The following is a 15,825-nucleotide window of genomic DNA, read 5'->3' on the forward strand; positions in this document are numbered from 1 at the left end:
GGTCACTCGACGGGTTGGAGGGCCCGCGCCCGACGCACCGTCGTCGGCGCGGGCCGACGGCGGGTGAGGACCAGCATCAGGGCGAGCTGCGTCACCGCGCCGACCGCCTGGCCCAGCCACACGCCGTTCACCCCGAGCGGTCCCGACAGTCCGGCCGACGAGGCGAGTTGGGCGCCGAGGCCGAGCAGTACCGAGAGCACCAGCGGCCGCCCGGCGCCGGCCGCCTGGTGGACGCCGCCGAGGGCGACCACCAGGGCGTACGGCAGCAGGTAGAGCGCCGCCATGCGCAGGAAGCCGACGGACTGGGCGGCCACCGCGGGTCGTCGGTGAAGAGCGCGGTCAGCGGAGCGGCCAGGGCGGCGGACAGCGCCGCCGCCCCCGCGCCGAGCAGCGCGGCGAAGCGGACGGTGGCACGCCGGAGCGCGCCCAGGGCGGCGCGGGCACCGGCGCCCGCGAGGCGCGCGGCGCGGAGCGCGGCGGCCTGGCGCACGGCGTAGAAGGCCATGGTGACGACCAGGAGCAGCCGGTAGCCGATCCCGTACCCGGCCACCGCCGCCACGCCGAAGCCCGCCACCAGGCCGAGTTGGGCCGTACCGACCGCCATCCGGGCGGAGAAGTCCAGGCCGAAGGGCGCGCCCGCGCGGACGATCCGGAGCGCCGCCGAGCCGACACCCCGAGCCGCCCCACCGGTGCGCGGCCGCAGGCGCAGGCGCAGGCGCAGCGTGACGGCGAAGGCCACCGCCCGGGAGGCCGCCAGCGCCAGGGCCGCGCCGGTGACGCCGAGGGCGGGCAGCGGGCCGGGGCCGAGGATGAAGAGCGGGTCGAGCACCAGCAGCAGGGCGTTGGAGAGCAGGGCGATCCGCATCGGGGTGCGGGTGTCGCCGGCACCCTTGAAGAGTTCGTCGGCGACGCGTTGGGCGAAGAAGAGGGCGAAGGCCGGGAAGGCGACGGTGAGGTACTCGCCGGCCCGGGCGGCGGCCTCACCGTCCAGGAAGGCGGCGGCGAGCCGGTCGCGCAGCAGGAAGCCGGGCACGCCGAGGGCGAGGCTGCCGACGGCGCAGAGGCGCCAGGCGGCACGGGTGGTGCGGGCGGCCTCGTCGTGGTCGCCGGCGCCGAGGGCATGGGAGAGCCGGACGCTGGTGCCGGAGGAGACCACCAGGACGAGCCCGAGCAGCAGGTTCTCGACGGTGCCGGCCAGGGTGACGGCGGCGACGGCGGTGCCGCCCAGGCCGGCCACCCAGAGGGTGCCGATCACCGAGGCGATCACTCCGGACAGCAGTTCGACGTAGACCGGTCCGGCCAGTGCGGCCAGTGCGGCCGGTTGGGACGGTTGGGACGGTTGCCCGTGCATGGTTCCCCCTGTTCCGTCGCCCACGCCGATGCGAGGCGACCCCATCAACCCCATCGACGACATCGACGACATCGACGACGCTCATTGCATCGATTCGAGCTATGCCGAAACAGAGATACATCGAATCGATATATCTCGGCAAGAGGTAGCATGACCGCTCCACGGGGCGCACTCCGACGAAAGGGCCTCAACCGTGCTGACCCTCGCGATCCTCGGCTTCCTGTACGACCAGCCGCTGCACGGCTACGAGCTCAAGTCCCGGATCACCGGCCTGACCGGCCACGTCCGGCCGGTCAGCGACGGCGCGCTCTACCCCGCCATCACCCGGCTGGAGAAGGCCGGGCTGCTCGACCGCCGCACCGAGCCCGGCAGCGGGGCGGCGCCGCGCCAGACCCTGGAGCTGACCGGGGAGGGCCGGGCCGAGCTGCTGCGCCGACTGGCCGATCCGGAGCAGACCGAGATCACCGACCAGGTGCGCTTCTTCGCGCTCGCCGCCTTCCTGCACCACCTGGCCGACCCGCCCCGCCAGGCCGCCGTCCTGCGCCGGCGCCTGGCCTTCCTGGAGGCGCCGAGCAGCTTCTTCTACGACCGGGACGGCGAGCCGGTCACCGCCGAGCGCGAGCCGAACCCGTTCCGGCGTGGCATGCTGTTGGTCGCCCGGGCCTCCGGCGCCGCCGAGCGGGCCTGGCTGACCGGGACCATCGCCGACCTGGAGCGTTAGGTGTTCGGCCCGGTGAGGTCAGGGCCTGCCTTGCAGATCTTCAACAGGCCCTGGCCCAGTCGGCGCGACCCGGCCGAACAGCAGGACGACGGAGCGGAATTGGGCCTTTCCATACCTGGCCCCACCCGACCCCCGCGTCGCTATGATGATCCGTCTCACGACCTCGGCGCCCCTCCGCGGCGTGATCCACCACCGCGCTCCGCCCGTCTCCTGGAGGCAGCCGTGCCCAGTGAAGTGACCGCAGCCGCCCGCCCCGTCCCGCTGAAGCTGGACGACATCCCCGGTTGGTTCTTCGGTCTGGACCGCGCCGCCTTCGCGCACCTGCTCTCCCACCAGAGCGAGGCCGGGGTCAAGGGCGACATCCTGGAGCTCGGCAGCTACCTCGGCCGCAGCGCCGTACTGCTCGGCGACCACCTGCGGACCGGCGAGCGGCTGACCGTCTGCGACCTGTTCGACTCCGAGGCGGGCGACGCCGACAATGCCGCCGAGATGGCGATGTCCTACCGGAAGACGCTCACCCGCAGCGCCTTCGAATCCAACTACCTGGCCTTCCACGCCGAGTTGCCCGAGATCGTCCAGGCACCCACCTCGGTGCTGGCCGACGGCCGGATCCCGGCCGGCAGCTGCCGGTTCGTCCACGTCGACGCCTCCCACCTGTACGAGCACGTCGCCGGGGACATCGCGGTGGCCAAGGCCGCGCTCGCCGAGGACGGCCTGGTCGCGCTGGACGACTACCGTTCCGAGCACACCCCGGGCGTCTCGGCGGCGGTCTGGGAGGCGGTCTTCACCGGCGGCCTGCGCCCGGTGCTGCTCACCCCGATGAAGTTCTACGGCACCTGGGGCGACGCCGCGGCCGCCCGGCAGGTCCTGCTGGAGCGCGACTGGCAGGCCGAGGGTTACACCGTGGACGAGGACACCATCGCCGGACAGCGCGTGCTGCGGCTCAACTACCAGGTCAAGACGCCCGCGTCCGTCCAGCGCTCCACCCCGCGCCGGCTGGCGCTGGACCTGCTGCCCCCGGTCGCCACCCGGGCGACCCGCCGGGTGCTGCGGACGCTGCGCGAGCGCCGCGCCGTCCGGACGACGCCGAACGCCTGAGGCTCAGCGGGCGGGCCCGGGCTCGGCTGCGGTGGGCTCGGGCACGTTCGACTCGGGCACATTCGACTCGGGCACGAGGACGTAGGCGAGCACCGAGCCGAGCAGCCCGACCGCGGCGGCCGCGAGCAACACCCGGTTCAGTCCCTCGAAGGGCGCGGCGCCGCCCTGCTGGAACAGCACCCCGAAGGCCGCGACCCCGAGGGTCTGCCCCAGCTGGCGGAAGGTGGTCATGGCTCCGGCGGCCATGCCCGCCCGCTCCGGGGGCAGCGCCGCGAACACGGCGGCGCCCATGGCCGGGCCCATCAGGCCCACGCCGACGCCGGTCAGCACCAGTCCGAACGCCGGCGACCAGGCCGAGGAGTGCGCGTCCAGACCCGCCTGCGCCGCGCACCCGAGCCCGCTCAGCAGCAGCCCGGTACCGAGCACGACCCGCGGCGACCTGCCGTGCAGGCGGCGCCCGCTGACCAGCGAGGTGGCGAACGAGGCCAGCGCGAGCGGCATCAACGCGAGCCCGGCCCGTACCGGCCCGAGGCCGAGCCCCGTCTGCAGCCACACCGAGGTATAGACCAGCGCCGCGAAGGCGGCCGTGGAGGCGAGCACGCACGCCATCGCGGCCGAGAAGAACGGCCGGGCGAACAGCCGCAGGTCCAACAGCGGCGCCGCGCTGCGCAGTTCGATCCGGACGAAGGCGGCCAGGGCGATCCCGGCGACGGCCAGCAGGGCCAGCACGGTCGGCGAGCTCCAGCGCCGCTCCCCGGCCAGGGACAGCGCGTAGGTCAGCGAGCCCGCGGCCAGGGCGAAGGCGACCATGCCGGGGAGGTCGACGCGGGCGCCGCCCGTGCCTCGCGGACCGGCGGGCAGGACCCGCAGCGCGAGCACCACCGTGAGGGCGACCAGCGGCAGGTTGAGGAGAAACACCGCCCGCCAGCCGAGGTACTGGGTGACGACGCCGCCGAGCATCGGCCCGAGGGCCGCCGCCAGCCCGGTCACCGCGCCGAAGACCCCCATCGCCCGCCCCAGGTCCGGCCCCCGGTAGACCGAGCCGATCAACGCGAAGGCGGTGACGGCCATCGCCGCGCCGCCCACGCCCTGCACCGCGCGGGCGGCCACCAGCACCCCGACGGTCGGCGCCGACCCGCAGGCCAGCGAGGCGCAGCCGAACACCGCCAGCCCGGCGGCGTACACCGCGCGCGCCCCGAGGCGGTCCGCCAGGGCGCCCATGGTGAGCATCAGGACGGCCAGCACCAGCGTGTAGCCGTCGACCACCCACTGCAGTTCCGACAGCGGGGCCGACAGTGCCGTCCCGATGTCGGGCAGGGCGACGGACAGCACGGTGGTGTCGAGCAGGAACAGGAACGTGCCGAGGCAGACGGCCGTCAGGGGCCACCAGGTGCGCATGAGACTTCCTCCGTGGAGCTTCGTCGTGGACGCCCCACACCGTTCCCGACCCGGCCCGGCCGCCACCAGCCACGCACCCAGCGGCGGCGGATACTGGCACACTGGCAGCCCATGAAGACGGATATCATCAGCCTTGACGCGATCGACTGCGGCCTGGTGCACGCCCTGCAGATCGACGGCCGCGCTCCGCTGCGTCTGATCGGTGAGGCCCTCGGCGTCTCGGAGAGCACCGTCGCCCGCCGCTACCGGCGTCTGCGCGGTGCCGGGCTGCTCCGGGTGGTGGGCACGTTCAACGGCGCCCTGCTCGGCCACCAGGCCTGGACCATCCGACTGCGGTGCACGCCGGACTCGGCGGCCGCCATCGCCAGGGCGCTCGCCGCCCGCCCGGACACCTCCTACGTCCACCTGCTCTCCGGCGGCACCGAGATCTCCTGCAGCGTCCAGACCCGCACCGGCGACGACGGCGAGGCGCTGCTGCTGCACAAGCTCCCCCGCACCGGCCGGGTCACCTCCGTCTCGGCCCACCTGCTGCTCGGCAGCCACGCCCTGCCGAACAGCTGGGCCGGTCCGGCCCGCCTCACGCCCGATCAGGCCGCACTGCTCGCCCCGCCGCCGGTCGACGTCGCCGAGGTCCCACTGAACTCCGGTGACCGCGCGCTCTTCGGCCTGCTCGCCCGGGACGGACGGGCGAGCCACACCGAACTCGCCTCCGCCACCGGCTGGTCGGAGTCGACCGTGCGCCGTCGGCTCGCCCTGCTGCGCCGCGCCGGTGCGCTGGTCTTCCTGGTCGACATCCCGCCGGCCGCGCTCGGCTTCCGGGCCGAGGCCCGGCTGTGGATGTCGGTGCGGCCCTCCCGGCTCAGCTCGGTGGCCGCCGCGATGGCCGACCACCCGGAGGTGTCGCTGGTGGCCCACACCACCGGTCCGACCAACCTGCTCGCAGCCGTCAACTGCCGGGACTCGCTGGACCTGGCGCGCTACCTGACCGGCCCGGTCGCCGCGCTGGACGCGATCCAGGGCATCGAGACGGCCCCGGTCATCCGCACGGTGAAGCGGGCCGGGGCCCTGCTTCCACTGGAGCGCTGAGCGGGACCTCTGCAGCACCTTTCATGCGTCTGACATGTTTTCGAATTCAGCTTCACTCCGACGAGTGAATCCCTCTTTAAGGATTCGCCCACGGACCATCAAGGCCCGGGCGCTGGTCCCACGCCCTCGCCCCGACCTCACGGCAGCCGTCGGCCTCGCTCACCGGTCCGGGCGCGCCGCCAGCTCCCGGGCGATCCTCCGCCGGAGGTTGGTCGAGGCACCGGGCGGACGAAACGGCAGGGCCGGCCGTCACCGGATGTAGTACGCGCGGTTGTGGGCGGCGATCGGCGGGGACTGGTAGGTCCAGACCCCGGCGGCCGGAGCGTCGGCGATCAGCAGGGCCAGGTCGCGGGCGCACTCCTCCGCGGGGTTGCCGAGGTCGAGCCGGACCCGGTCGGCGGTGCGGTCGTCCAGGGCGTAGTAGCGGTACGGCTGGTAGACGTTGAGCGGTCCGGCGAGCAGCTTGCCCTCGTCGTCGGTGCCGTAGCCGGTGATCGGGGTGTTGTTGACCGACTCGGCGGCGAGGCCGACCAAGTCGACCTCCAGGGCGAGGAGTTCCTCCTCGTGGCGGTCCAGCCCCTCGTCCCCGAGGGTGGCTCGGCGGCAGGAGACGCTCCACCGCTCGCGCACGGCGGGCGCGTTGAGCGAGGGCATGGTGGTCTCGAACCAGCCGGGCCGCTTGGGTTCGGCGTACAGCCGGCGTCCGGCGTCGATGGCGAGCGGGTTGTCGCACAGCACGTGCAGCCGGGCGATGCCGAGCAGCTTGGTCTGGTCGTAACCCCGGGCGTACTGGCCGTAGTTGACCACCGGGATGCGCTCCTCGGCGAACACCGGGTGGGCGATCAGGTTGATCTCCAGCTCCTGGGTGATGCCACCGCCGTTCGGGTACTGGGCGAAGTAGAGCTGGTAGTTCAGCGACACACAGGCCCCGCCGTCGAAGGCGGCGACGGCCAGCCCGGGGTGGCGCTTGCCGAGCAGTTGGCGGGCCCGCTCGGGCTCGACCAGGTAGTCGACGCCGATGTTGTGCAACGCGCCGTAGTGGAAGGGCAGGTGGTAGGGCTCGGGTACGGGCGGCAGCGGCAGGCCGGTCATTGAGGCTCCGGGGGCAATGAGGGTGCGGGCGAGAAGGGTACGGGCATGGGCGGGGAGGACACGGCCGCCGGCCGGTGCAGCTCCACCAGGTCCCGGTGCATCCGCTCGGCGCTGCGCAGCGCGAGGGCGGCCATGGTGAGCGAGGGGTTGGAGGTGCCGAGCGAGGGCATCGAACCGCAGCCGACGGCGTAGAGGTTGGGGTGGTCCCAGCAGCGCTGCCACTGGTCGACCACGGAGCTGCCGGGCGAGTCGCCCATCACGTGGGTGCCCCCGGCGTGGCCCGCCCCGCGGTAGCCGTGGACGACGCCCCGGTGTTCGAGCCGGCCCGGCCAGCGGGCGCCCGGGTAGGCGGTGTGGTCCTCGGCGCCCAGCAGGGCGAAGAGCTGGTCGGAGACGGCTCGGGCGGAGGCCATGCCCTCGCGGACGTAGGCGGAGAGGTCGTAGCGGATCGCCGGGGCGGGCAGGCCGAGCGGGTCGCGCCGGTCCTGGTCGAGGGTGACCCGGTTGGCCGGGTCGGCGGGCTGTTCCAGCTCGAACTGGAGCGAGAACTGCCGCCCCAGCCGGTCGCCGAGGCGGTCGCGCAGTTCCTTGCCGCGCAGCCCGGTGGCGAGCATCACGGCGGCCTCGGCCTCGGGGGCACCGCCGGCCCAGGACCAGCCCCAGTTGCTGATCTCGATCCGGAACGGCGCCCGGCGCCGACGGGCCCCGCCGAAGCGGAAGGTCTCCAGCCCGCTGGTGGAGCCGGGCCCCCGGTACGGGCCGACCGGGCGGGGCATCAGCCCCCAGGTGAGCAGCGCGGGGTGGTCCATCAGGTTCCGGCCGACCTGGTCGCTGCGGTTGGCCAGGTCGGACAGGAGCAGCAGCCGGGCGTTCTCGATCGCGTGCGCGGCGAGCACCACGAGGTGCGCCGTCACCCGGTGGGTCGTGCCGCCGGCCAGGTACTCGACACCGGTGACGCGCCCGGTCACCGGGTCGGCGAGGACCCGGCTGACCACCGCCTCGGTGCGCAGCTCGACGCCGGTGTCCCAGCGGGCCTGGGTGCGCAGCGGGGTGTACTTGGCGCCGGTCGGGCAGACCGGGACGCAGCTGGAGCTGCCCGCGCAGAGGGGGCCGGGCCCGGAGTCCGGCCCGGTGGGCCGGCCGTTGCGGGCGTGCGGGGTGCCGGTGACGGCGAGTCGGGCGGGATCCTGCACGGCTGGGTCGCAGACCGTCCGGCCGTCGAGGGCTGCGGCGAGCTGCCGGTCGAGGTGGCTGGCCGGGATGGCCCGCATCGGGAAGTCGTAGCCCTCCGGGAGGGGCAGTCCGACGGCGCTGCGCTGTTCCTCCGCGTCGGCGGCGACGCCGAGTTCCCACTCGGCGTCACGGTAGTAAGGCTCCAGGTCGTGGTAGCCGATCGGCCAGTTGCGGCCGTGGCCGAGGTCGCCGGTGCGGAAGTCCTCGGGGTGCATGCGCGGGGTGAGGCCGGTCCAGAGCAGTCCGGTGCCGCCGTTGGCGCGCAGGTAGCCGCTGGCGTAGGGCAGCGGCCCGTACTGCCGGAGGTATCCGGTGGCGGTGAAGCCGCCGTCGGGGTCTCCGGTGAGGTCGGTGACGTCGGGTGAGGGCGCGTCGGGGTTGTGCGGGTACGGCGAGGTGGGCGGGCCGCCGCCGGCCGCACGGTGGGCGGTGGCGGTCTCGGCGGCGGTGGGCGCGGTCCGTCCGGCTTCCAGGACGAGGACCCGCCAGCCCTGTGCGCCGAGGCGGTGGGCGACCAGGCTGCCGGCGAAGCCCGCGCCGACCACGACGGCGTCCCGGTGGGCGCTCACCGCTCCTCCCCTCCTCGGGGCGCCTCGGCCCAGCTGCCGTGGCCGGGGGCGGCGGCGCCGGGCGCGGCGGCGCGGAAGGTCCGCCAGACCAGGCCCTGGTCGTGGGCGCGGGCGGAGCTGGGTGCCTCGCCGGGCCAGGTGCCGACGTACCAGAGGTGGACGAGGGCGTGCTCGTCGCGGACGGGGTGCGCCAGCACGGTGCGGTGGTGCTCGTGCGCCATGCCGGTGGCGCGCAGTTCGGGGACGTCGAAGCCGGTCAGCTCGGCGCAGACGCGCAGGAACTCCTCGAAGTCGGCGAGTTCGTCGACCTCGACGTACTCCCCGCATTCGTACGGGTCTTCATCGGCGGTGCGGTCGTCGGACACGGACACGCGGGCACCCCCACGATCGTCAACGGGTGGCGATGTCATGACAGGACCGGAGCTCCGGAGACGGTGCGTGTCCTGTTCAGCGCGATCCTGCCTGCCGACCGTTCCGCCGGGAATCGCTTGCCCGGATGTGCCCGGTCTTGGCCGAGTCCTGACCGATCGGCGGTGCACCGCGACCGCCGGCAGATCGGTTCCGCTCAGCCCAGCGCCCGCACCGCCGCCAGCACATCCAGCCCGAGCCCCGGGTCCGCGTCCTCGGGCAGGTTGACGGACAGCCGGGTGACCAGGCCCGCGTAGCGGCGGTGGATCTCCCGCGCGACGTCCTCCACCGAGCCGGACACCGCGAAGGCGTCGAAGACCTCGTCGTCGATCAGGGCGGCCATCTCCGCCCAGCGCCCGCGCACCGAGTGGGTGTGCAGTTCCTCCTGAAGCACCTCCCAGCCGTGCTGCGCCAGCACCGGACGGTAGGCGGGGGTCGAGGCGTAGAACGCGAGCCGCTCGCGCACCGCGGCCCGGTTGGCGGTCAGCTCCTCCTCGGTGCGACCGGTGGCGGTGAGCACATTGCCGACGACCTCGAAGGGCCGCTGCGTCCACCCGGCGCCGTCGGCCTCGGCCCGCTCGCGCTCCTCGGTCAGCCCGGGCAGCACCTGCTCCGACAGGTAGGCGGTCGAGGAGAACGGGTGGCTGAGGAAGCCGTCGGCCACCGCCCCGGCGGTGCGGGTCATCAGCGGCCCGACGCCCGCGAGCAGGATCCGCGGCACCCCGGCCGGGATCGGGTCCGGCGAGAACACCGGCGTCATCACCGTGTGGGTGTAGAACTCGCCCCGGAAGCGCAGCCGTTCACCGGTCTGCCAGCTGTGCCAGATCGCCCGCACCGCCTGCACGTACTCGCGCATCCGGGCGGCCGGACGGTCCCAGGGCATCCCGAAGCGCTTCTCGATGTGCGGCTTGACCTGCGATCCCAGCCCGATGACGGCCCGTCCGCCGGAGGCCGCGTGCAGGCCCCAGGCCTGGTAGGCCAGCGTCATCGGGGTACGGGCGAAGGCCACCGCGATGCCGGTGGCCAGTTCGATCGACTCGGTGCGGTCGGCGGCCCGGGCCAGCTGGAGGAACGGGTCGTACGCCGTCTCGGCGACCACCAACCGGTCCATGCCCCGGCGTTCGGCCTGCTCGGCGGCGTCGAGGATGCCCGCCGGGTGCCCGGAGGCGGTGGCGTCGAGGCGGAGGGGGGCGGGTCGGTCCATGGTGGTGCTCCTGGTCGCGGGCTGCGGTGCTACCCGGCTAGCGTGCCACGCCGTCAACGCCGCTCCGCGCCACCCCGACCGCGAACAGCCGGTCCAGGTGCCGGTCGACGGCGGTGAGCGCGGCGGCCGGCTCGACCACGTGCAGCTCCAGCAGCGTGGTGAACCCGGTGAGCGCGAGCAGCAGGTCCGTCTCCACCACCGGGTCGCAGTCCGCCGCGATCAGCCCGTCGGCGATCGCCTGCCGGACCACCTGCTCCACCATGGCCCGCCCCCGCAGCAGGGCACCCCGCGCCCGCGCGCGGACCTGCTCGTCGTGCAGCGCCTCCAGCACGTAGGCGGCGCTCATCCGGCTGGTCGCCCGCGCGTCGGCGTGCAGCGGCAGCATCTCGACCAGCATCGCCCGCAGCACCCGGCGCGGGTGCGGGCGCTCGCCGAGCCCGGCGAGCGCCCGGCCGACCCGCAGCGCGCTCTGCTCCCCGGCCAGGTCCATCGCGAAGGCCAGCAGCTCCGCCCGGGAGCCGAAGTAGTGCTGCAGCTGCCCGAGCGAGATGCCCGCCTCCTGGGCGACCTCGCGCAGCGTCAGGTGCGTGGCGCCACGCTTCTCCACCACCCGCCACAGCGCCCGGGCGATGGTCTCGCGGCGCTCCTGATGGTCCACCTGCTTGGGCATGGCCTGCTGCTCCTCCTTGGGCGCCTTCCCGAGCGCCCTCCTCGAACATCTTTCCAATACGTTTGACATAATACAATTGACCTATAACGCTGGAGGCATTCCGAGGGAGGAGTGTCCACATGCTCACGCAGCCCGTCGCCCACACCACCGAGGGAACCGTCCGCGGCTTCCTGGACCGGGGGCTCCCGGTCTTCCGCGGCATCCGCTACGCCCGACCGCCGGTCGGACCGCTCCGCTTCGCCGCCCCCGCCCCGCCCGACCGCTGGGACGGCGTCCGCGAGGCCCATGAGTTCGGCCCCTGCGTCCCCCAGTCCGGCCCGCTGCCCGCCGAATCGGCCCGGGGCACCGACTGGCTCACGCTCAACGTCTGCACCCCCGACCCGGGCACGGCGGGGCTGCCGGTGCTGGTCTGGATCCACGGCGGCGGGTACATCTCGGGCACCTCGGGCGACCCGGTGTACGACCCCACCGAGCTGGCCCGAGCCGGGCTGGTCGTGGTGAGCGTCAATTACCGGGTGGGCGCGGAGGGTTTCGCGCTGCTGGCGGGTGCCCCGGGCAACCGCGCTTTCCTGGACCAGATCGCGGCCCTGGAGTGGGTCCAGCGCAACATCGCCGCGTTCGGCGGCGATCCCGACCGGGTGACCGTCGCCGGCCAGTCCGCCGGTGCCGGATCGGTCGCCGCGCTGCTGACCATGAGCCGGGCCGGCGGCCTGTTCCGCCGGGCCGTCGCCCACAGCGTCCCGGGCAACTTCTGCACCCCCGCGCTGGCCGCCGAAGTCACCGCCGCCCTGGCCGAACAGCTCGGCACGGCCCCGACCGCCACCGCCCTGGCCGAGATCGACCCCTGGCGTCTGGCCGCCGCGGTCACCGACCTCGGAACCGCGCTCCCGAAGCACCTCGCACGCTGGGGACGGCTGGCGCAGAACGGCATCGCCACCGCCCCGGTGGTCGACGGCGAACTGCTGACCGAGGAGCCGTGGGCCGCCCTCGCCGCCGGACGGGCCGCCGGGACCGAGCTGCTGGTCGGCCACACCCGCGACGAGTTCCGGCTGTTCAGCGTCCTCGCCGGACGGCACGGCAGCTTCACCGACGAGGAGGCCCGCACCGCCCTGGACCTGTTCGCCCCGCACCCGGCCGGCCCGGACGCCTACCGCACTGCCCACCCGGGGGCCGACGCCGGGGAACTGCTCGAAGCAGTCAGCTCCGACGCCCTCTTCCGGATGCCCTCGCTCCACCTGGCCGAGGGCAATGCCGCAGCCGGCGGCAGCTCCTACCTCTTCGAGCTGGCCTTCCCCGCCCCCGCCATGGGCGGAGTGCTCGGCGCCTGCCACGGGCTGGACATCCCGCTGGCCTTCGGCACCCTGGACACCCCGATGGGCAGGCACTTCCTCGGCGACCCGCCCGGCCCGGAGGCCGTCGAGGTCTCCTGCGCGCTGCGGCAGGCCTGGATCCGCTTCGTCTCCACCGGCGACCCCGGCTGGGCCGCCTACGAGCCGGAGCAGCAGCCCACCCGGGTGTTCGACGCCCGCTCCGAGACCGTCCGCTACCCCGAGCAGTCCTCCCGCGCCATCTGGGCGGGGCACACCCCCACCGCCTTCGACCTCGTCTGACGAGAACGGCGAGAGCGGCCGGCGCGGCGGAATCAGATCGCCAGATCCCGTCGCTCCAGCAGCCGGAAGGCCGCCAGCAGTCCCAGCAGCCCCACCCCGAGCAGCACTCCCAGCGCCGCCCACGGCACCCCGCCGTGCGCGAGCACGTCGCCCGGCGCGTAGTAGTGGAACGGGCTGAGGTAGCGCAGCGGTTCGGCCGGGGACCAGGCCAGGGCGACGAAGTTGAGCGCGAAGCCGACCGCGCCGAGGGCGACGGCCGCACCGATCACATGCGCCCGTCGCCGGCTGAGCGCGGACACCGCCAGCACCGGCCCGGTCAGGCAGAACGCGAAGGCACAACCCAGCAGCCCCGCGGTGAACACCCCGCCCTCCGGAACGGCGTCGCGCAACTTCGGGGAGAAGGCCACGCCGAGCGCTACGGTCAGCGTGGCAGCGACGTTGAGCAGCACCGAGGCGGCGATCAGCGCCCCGGCCCGCTCGGCGAGCAGTCGGCGGCGGGAGAGCGGACGGGTCATCAGCAGCTCGATGGTGCCGGACTCCACGTCGGCCGCGACGGCGGCGGCGCCGAGCGCGCCGATCACGGTGAGCTGGAGCGCGATCCAGAACGGGTGGGTGAGCCCGGCGCCGAGCAGGCCGGGGTAACTGGCGATGGAGACATCGCTGTTGGAGCCGCTGAAGGCCTTGAACGCGCCGGGCGGGGTACGGCGGGCGCCGAACAGCTCGGTGGGCGGGACGGTTGTGGCGATCACCACGATCAGGGTCTCGAAGACCACCATGCCGAGCAGCAGGCTGAGCAGCATCCGGCGCCGCCGGTGCAGGGCGAGCCAGACCAGGGGGAGGCGGCGGCTGACGGTGCCGGGGCTCATCGCGCCTCCTCCCCTTCGACGGCCTCCCGGTCGGTCGAGCGGTAGAGGTCGAGGAAGGCCTCGTCCAGGCCCGCCTCCTCCACGGTCAGGTCGGCGACCGGCAGTTCGGCCAGCAGGCTCCGTACGGCCGGGACCACCTCGTCGGGCGGCACCAGCAGCTCCACCCGTCGGCCGTCCCAGCGCGGCGACCAGCGTTCGGCGGCGCCGAGCGGACGGGCGCCCTGCCCGTCGGCGAAGACCAGGCGCACCCGCCGCGCCCGGGCCTGGCGCAGCTCGGCCACCGAGCGAACGGTCACCAACCGGCCCCGGCGGACGATGGCGACCCGGCCGCAGGTCCGCTGCACCTCGGGCAGGACGTGGCTGGAGAGCAGTACGGTGCGGCCGGCCGCGGTCTCCTCGGCGAGCAGTTCGAAGAAGGTCTCCTGGACCAGCGGGTCCAGCCCCTCGCTGGGTTCGTCCAGCACCACCACGGCGGGCCGGTGCTGGAGTGACTGGACCAGCCCGAGCTTCTGCTTCATGCCGCGCGAGTACTCCCCCACCGGGCGGGCGAGGTCGGCCGGGGAGAGTTTCAGCCGTTCGCACAGCTCGCGTTGGCGGGGCACCGGGGCGCCCTGGAGGGCGGCGAGCAGGTCGAGGGTCTGCTGCCCGGTGAGCTCGGGGTAGAGGCGCAGCTCGCCGGGCAGGTAGCCGAGCGCGGGGGCGAGCCGCCGGTGGTCGGCCACCGGGTCCAGGCCGAGCACCCGCACCCGGCCGTCGCTGGGGCTGAGCAGGCCGACCAGGCAGCGCAGGGTGGTGGTCTTGCCGGCGCCGTTCGGGCCGAGCAGGCCGAACACCTCACCGGCCCCGACCGTCACGTCCAGGTCCTCGATGCCGACCGTGGCACCGTACCGCTTGGTGAGCGCGGTCAGCTCGATCACCGGTGCGGTTGCGTTCCCCGGCATGCCCACCTCCTGTGGCCGGCCCCTCGGATGCGTGTGGGACATCCAAGCGCGGCTGCCCCGGGCGAGTCGAGAGACGCGGCCGGAACGTGTGCCCGCTTCCCCCTCCCCCTTGCCGTTCCCCCGTTGCCGCCCCCTTGCCACTCACCCTTTGCACACGCCCAGCGGCACCAGGCGGGCCACCTGCCGGGCCAGCCCCGCGGCCTCGGTGACGGCGGCCACCGCGTCCACGTCCTTGTACGCCTCGGGTGTCTCCTCGGCCAGCGCCCGCATCGAGGCGGGCCGCACCGCGATGCCGCGCGCCTCCAGGTCGCCCTTCAGCCGCTCGCCGCGCACCATCCGCAGCGCCTGGTGGCGGCTCCACACCCGCCCGGCGCCGTGGCACGCGGAGCGGAAGGCCTCGTTGCCGGGCAGACCGACCATGACGTACGAGGCGGTGCCCATCGTCCCCGGCACCAGCACCGGCTGCCCGGCCTCGGCCAGATCGGCGGGCAGGTCGGGGTCGCCGGGCGGCAGGGCGCGGGTGGCGCCCTTGCGGTGGACGCACAGCTTCCGTGTCACGCCGTCCACCTCGTGGGTCTCCAGCTTGGCGAGGTTGTGCGACACGTCGTAGACCAGCTCCAGCCCGACCCCGAGGGCGGTGGCGAAGGCGCGGCGGGCGGCCTCGGAGAGCAACTGGCGGTTGGCCCGCCCGTAGTTGGCGGCGGCGGTCATGGCGCCCAGGTAGGCGCGGCCGCGCGGGGAGTCGACCGGGGTGCAGGCCAGTTGGCGGTCCGGGAGCTCGATCCGGTAGCGGTGCAGCTCGCGGTCCATGGTGCGGACGTGGTCGGTGCAGATCTGGTGGCCGAGGCCGCGCGAACCGCAGTGGATCATGACGCAGACCTGGCCCGGCCGCAGCCCGAAGGCGGCCGCCGTCCGCTCGTCGTGCACCTTGTCGACGGCCTGCACCTCCAGGAAGTGGTTGGCCGAGCCGAGGCTGCCGACCTGCTGGAGCCCACGCTCGACGGCCCGGGTGCTCACCTCGCCGGGGGCCGCACCCGCCAGCACACCGCGGTCCTCGCAGCGCTCCAGGTCGCGCGGCACGCCGTGGCCGTGCTCCACGGCGTAGCGGGCGCCGCCGAGCAGCAGCTCGTCCAGTTCCTCCGGCCCGGCGAGGTGCCACAGGCCGCCGCGGCCGAGCCCGCGCGGAACGGAGTGGTCCAGCAGGTCCATCAGGCGGCGGATCCGCTCGGCGCCGAGTTCGTCCCGGGAGACCCCGGCGGCGAGCAGCCGGACCCCGCAGGAGATGTCGAAGCCGACCCCGCCGGGCGAGACCACCCCGCCCTGCTCGACGTCGGTGGCGGCGACCCCGCCGATCGGGAAGCCGTAGCCCCAGTGCACATCGGGCATCGCGAAGGAGGCCCGGACGATCCCGGGCAGCGTCGCCACATTGGCCACCTGCTCCAGCGCCTTGTCCCCGGCGGCCTGCGGCAGCAACGCGTCGTTCGCGAACACCACACCCGGCACCCGCATCGGCGGGCGCGGCTCGATCCGCCAGCGGTAGCGGCCCGCCTCGGTCAGTGCGATCTCCACCTCGCTCAC

At 74.3% G+C, this 15,825-nt stretch carries 15 protein-coding genes; 4 read left to right on the forward strand and 11 right to left on the reverse strand.

Annotated features, from left to right (window positions below; all coding sequences use genetic code 11):
• Positions 1-2: 2 nt before the first annotated feature.
• On the reverse strand, positions 3-131 hold the full coding sequence (locus ABZW30_RS10965) for a hypothetical protein (protein WP_355670750.1): 129 nt from the start codon (positions 129-131) through the stop codon (positions 3-5).
• The gene (locus ABZW30_RS10970; protein ID WP_355670751.1) at positions 128-1,351 is read right to left on the reverse strand and encodes an MATE family efflux transporter; all 1,224 of its coding nucleotides are present in this window, start codon (positions 1,349-1,351) and stop codon (positions 128-130) included. The genes ABZW30_RS10965 and ABZW30_RS10970 overlap by 4 nt, the downstream gene beginning before the upstream one ends.
• A gap of 193 nt (positions 1,352-1,544) precedes the next feature.
• Here ABZW30_RS10970 and ABZW30_RS10975 point away from each other — a divergent pair, with 193 nt between their 5' ends.
• Together ABZW30_RS10975 and ABZW30_RS10980 are read left to right on the forward strand one after the other, a co-directional pair.
• Positions 1,545-2,072 (forward strand): PadR family transcriptional regulator, encoded by a 528-nt coding sequence (locus tag ABZW30_RS10975; RefSeq protein ID WP_355670752.1) that lies wholly within the window; start codon positions 1,545-1,547, stop codon positions 2,070-2,072.
• Positions 2,073-2,294: 222 nt separating this feature from the next.
• The gene (locus tag ABZW30_RS10980; RefSeq protein ID WP_355670753.1) at positions 2,295-3,170 is read left to right on the forward strand and encodes a class I SAM-dependent methyltransferase; all 876 of its coding nucleotides are present in this window, start codon (positions 2,295-2,297) and stop codon (positions 3,168-3,170) included.
• Positions 3,171-3,173: 3 nt separating this feature from the next.
• On the opposite strand, the gene ABZW30_RS10985 is transcribed toward ABZW30_RS10980, so the two are convergent.
• Entirely contained in the window at positions 3,174-4,568 is a 1,395-nt protein-coding gene (locus ABZW30_RS10985) for a DHA2 family efflux MFS transporter permease subunit (RefSeq protein WP_355670754.1), read from the reverse strand.
• A gap of 111 nt (positions 4,569-4,679) precedes the next feature.
• Here ABZW30_RS10985 and ABZW30_RS10990 point away from each other — a divergent pair, with 111 nt between their 5' ends.
• Positions 4,680-5,654 carry an AsnC family transcriptional regulator gene (locus ABZW30_RS10990; protein WP_355670755.1) on the forward strand — a complete coding sequence of 325 codons (975 nt, stop codon included), beginning with the start codon at positions 4,680-4,682 and terminating at the stop codon, positions 5,652-5,654.
• Positions 5,655-5,903: 249 nt separating this feature from the next.
• Here ABZW30_RS10990 and ABZW30_RS10995 read toward each other — a convergent pair whose 3' ends face one another.
• From ABZW30_RS10995 to ABZW30_RS11015, 5 genes are all read right to left on the reverse strand, one after another.
• A complete protein-coding gene (locus ABZW30_RS10995) occupies positions 5,904-6,746 on the reverse strand; it encodes a hypothetical protein (RefSeq protein ID WP_355670756.1) in 843 nt (280 codons plus the stop codon).
• On the reverse strand, positions 6,743-8,548 hold the full coding sequence (locus tag ABZW30_RS11000; protein WP_355670757.1) for a GMC family oxidoreductase: 1,806 nt from the start codon (positions 8,546-8,548) through the stop codon (positions 6,743-6,745). Before ABZW30_RS11000 ends, ABZW30_RS10995 begins: the two co-directional genes overlap by 4 nt.
• Complete coding sequence (locus tag ABZW30_RS11005) at positions 8,545-8,919, reverse strand: hypothetical protein (RefSeq protein WP_355670758.1); 375 nt, start codon at positions 8,917-8,919, stop codon at positions 8,545-8,547. The genes ABZW30_RS11000 and ABZW30_RS11005 overlap by 4 nt, the downstream gene beginning before the upstream one ends.
• Before the next feature lie 194 nt (positions 8,920-9,113).
• A complete protein-coding gene (locus tag ABZW30_RS11010) occupies positions 9,114-10,160 on the reverse strand; it encodes a TIGR03617 family F420-dependent LLM class oxidoreductase (RefSeq protein ID WP_355670759.1) in 1,047 nt (348 codons plus the stop codon).
• Between the two features lie 37 nt (positions 10,161-10,197).
• Entirely contained in the window at positions 10,198-10,830 is a 633-nt protein-coding gene (locus ABZW30_RS11015) for a TetR family transcriptional regulator C-terminal domain-containing protein (protein WP_355670760.1), read from the reverse strand.
• 119 nt (positions 10,831-10,949) lie between these two features.
• On the opposite strand from ABZW30_RS11015, the gene ABZW30_RS11020 reads away from it, so the two are divergent.
• On the forward strand, positions 10,950-12,440 hold the full coding sequence (locus ABZW30_RS11020) for a carboxylesterase family protein (RefSeq protein ID WP_355670761.1): 1,491 nt from the start codon (positions 10,950-10,952) through the stop codon (positions 12,438-12,440).
• A 32-nt stretch (positions 12,441-12,472) separates the two neighbouring features.
• On the opposite strand, the gene ABZW30_RS11025 is transcribed toward ABZW30_RS11020, so the two are convergent.
• The 3 genes from ABZW30_RS11025 to ABZW30_RS11035 all read right to left on the reverse strand — a co-directional run bounded on the left by ABZW30_RS11025 (position 12,473) and on the right by ABZW30_RS11035 (position 15,816).
• On the reverse strand, positions 12,473-13,306 hold the full coding sequence (locus ABZW30_RS11025) for an ABC transporter permease subunit (RefSeq protein WP_355670762.1): 834 nt from the start codon (positions 13,304-13,306) through the stop codon (positions 12,473-12,475).
• Positions 13,303-14,247 carry an ABC transporter ATP-binding protein gene (locus ABZW30_RS11030; RefSeq protein WP_355670763.1) on the reverse strand — a complete coding sequence of 315 codons (945 nt, stop codon included), beginning with the start codon at positions 14,245-14,247 and terminating at the stop codon, positions 13,303-13,305. The genes ABZW30_RS11025 and ABZW30_RS11030 overlap by 4 nt, the downstream gene beginning before the upstream one ends.
• A gap of 141 nt (positions 14,248-14,388) precedes the next feature.
• A complete protein-coding gene (locus ABZW30_RS11035) occupies positions 14,389-15,816 on the reverse strand; it encodes an RtcB family protein (protein ID WP_355670764.1) in 1,428 nt (475 codons plus the stop codon).
• Positions 15,817-15,825 lie beyond the last annotated feature (9 nt).

The sequence above is a fragment of the Kitasatospora sp. NPDC004669 genome, assembly GCF_040609455.1.
In the GTDB taxonomy this organism is placed as follows: domain Bacteria; phylum Actinomycetota; class Actinomycetes; order Streptomycetales; family Streptomycetaceae; genus Kitasatospora.

Coding starts and splice junctions, on each gene's coding strand:
- ABZW30_RS10970 (WP_355670751.1), bottom strand. CDS start 1,351: ATGCACGGGCAACCGTCCCAACCGTCCCAACCGGCCGCACTGGCCGCA.
- ABZW30_RS10995 (WP_355670756.1), bottom strand. CDS start 6,746: ATGACCGGCCTGCCGCTGCCGCCCGTACCCGAGCCCTACCACCTGCCC.
- ABZW30_RS11030 (WP_355670763.1), bottom strand. CDS start 14,247: ATGCCGGGGAACGCAACCGCACCGGTGATCGAGCTGACCGCGCTCACC.
- ABZW30_RS11025 (WP_355670762.1), bottom strand. CDS start 13,306: ATGAGCCCCGGCACCGTCAGCCGCCGCCTCCCCCTGGTCTGGCTCGCC.
- ABZW30_RS11010 (WP_355670759.1), bottom strand. CDS start 10,160: ATGGACCGACCCGCCCCCCTCCGCCTCGACGCCACCGCCTCCGGGCAC.
- ABZW30_RS11020 (WP_355670761.1), top strand. CDS start 10,950: ATGCTCACGCAGCCCGTCGCCCACACCACCGAGGGAACCGTCCGCGGC.
- ABZW30_RS10990 (WP_355670755.1), top strand. CDS start 4,680: ATGAAGACGGATATCATCAGCCTTGACGCGATCGACTGCGGCCTGGTG.
- ABZW30_RS11015 (WP_355670760.1), bottom strand. CDS start 10,830: ATGCCCAAGCAGGTGGACCATCAGGAGCGCCGCGAGACCATCGCCCGG.
- ABZW30_RS10985 (WP_355670754.1), bottom strand. CDS start 4,568: ATGCGCACCTGGTGGCCCCTGACGGCCGTCTGCCTCGGCACGTTCCTG.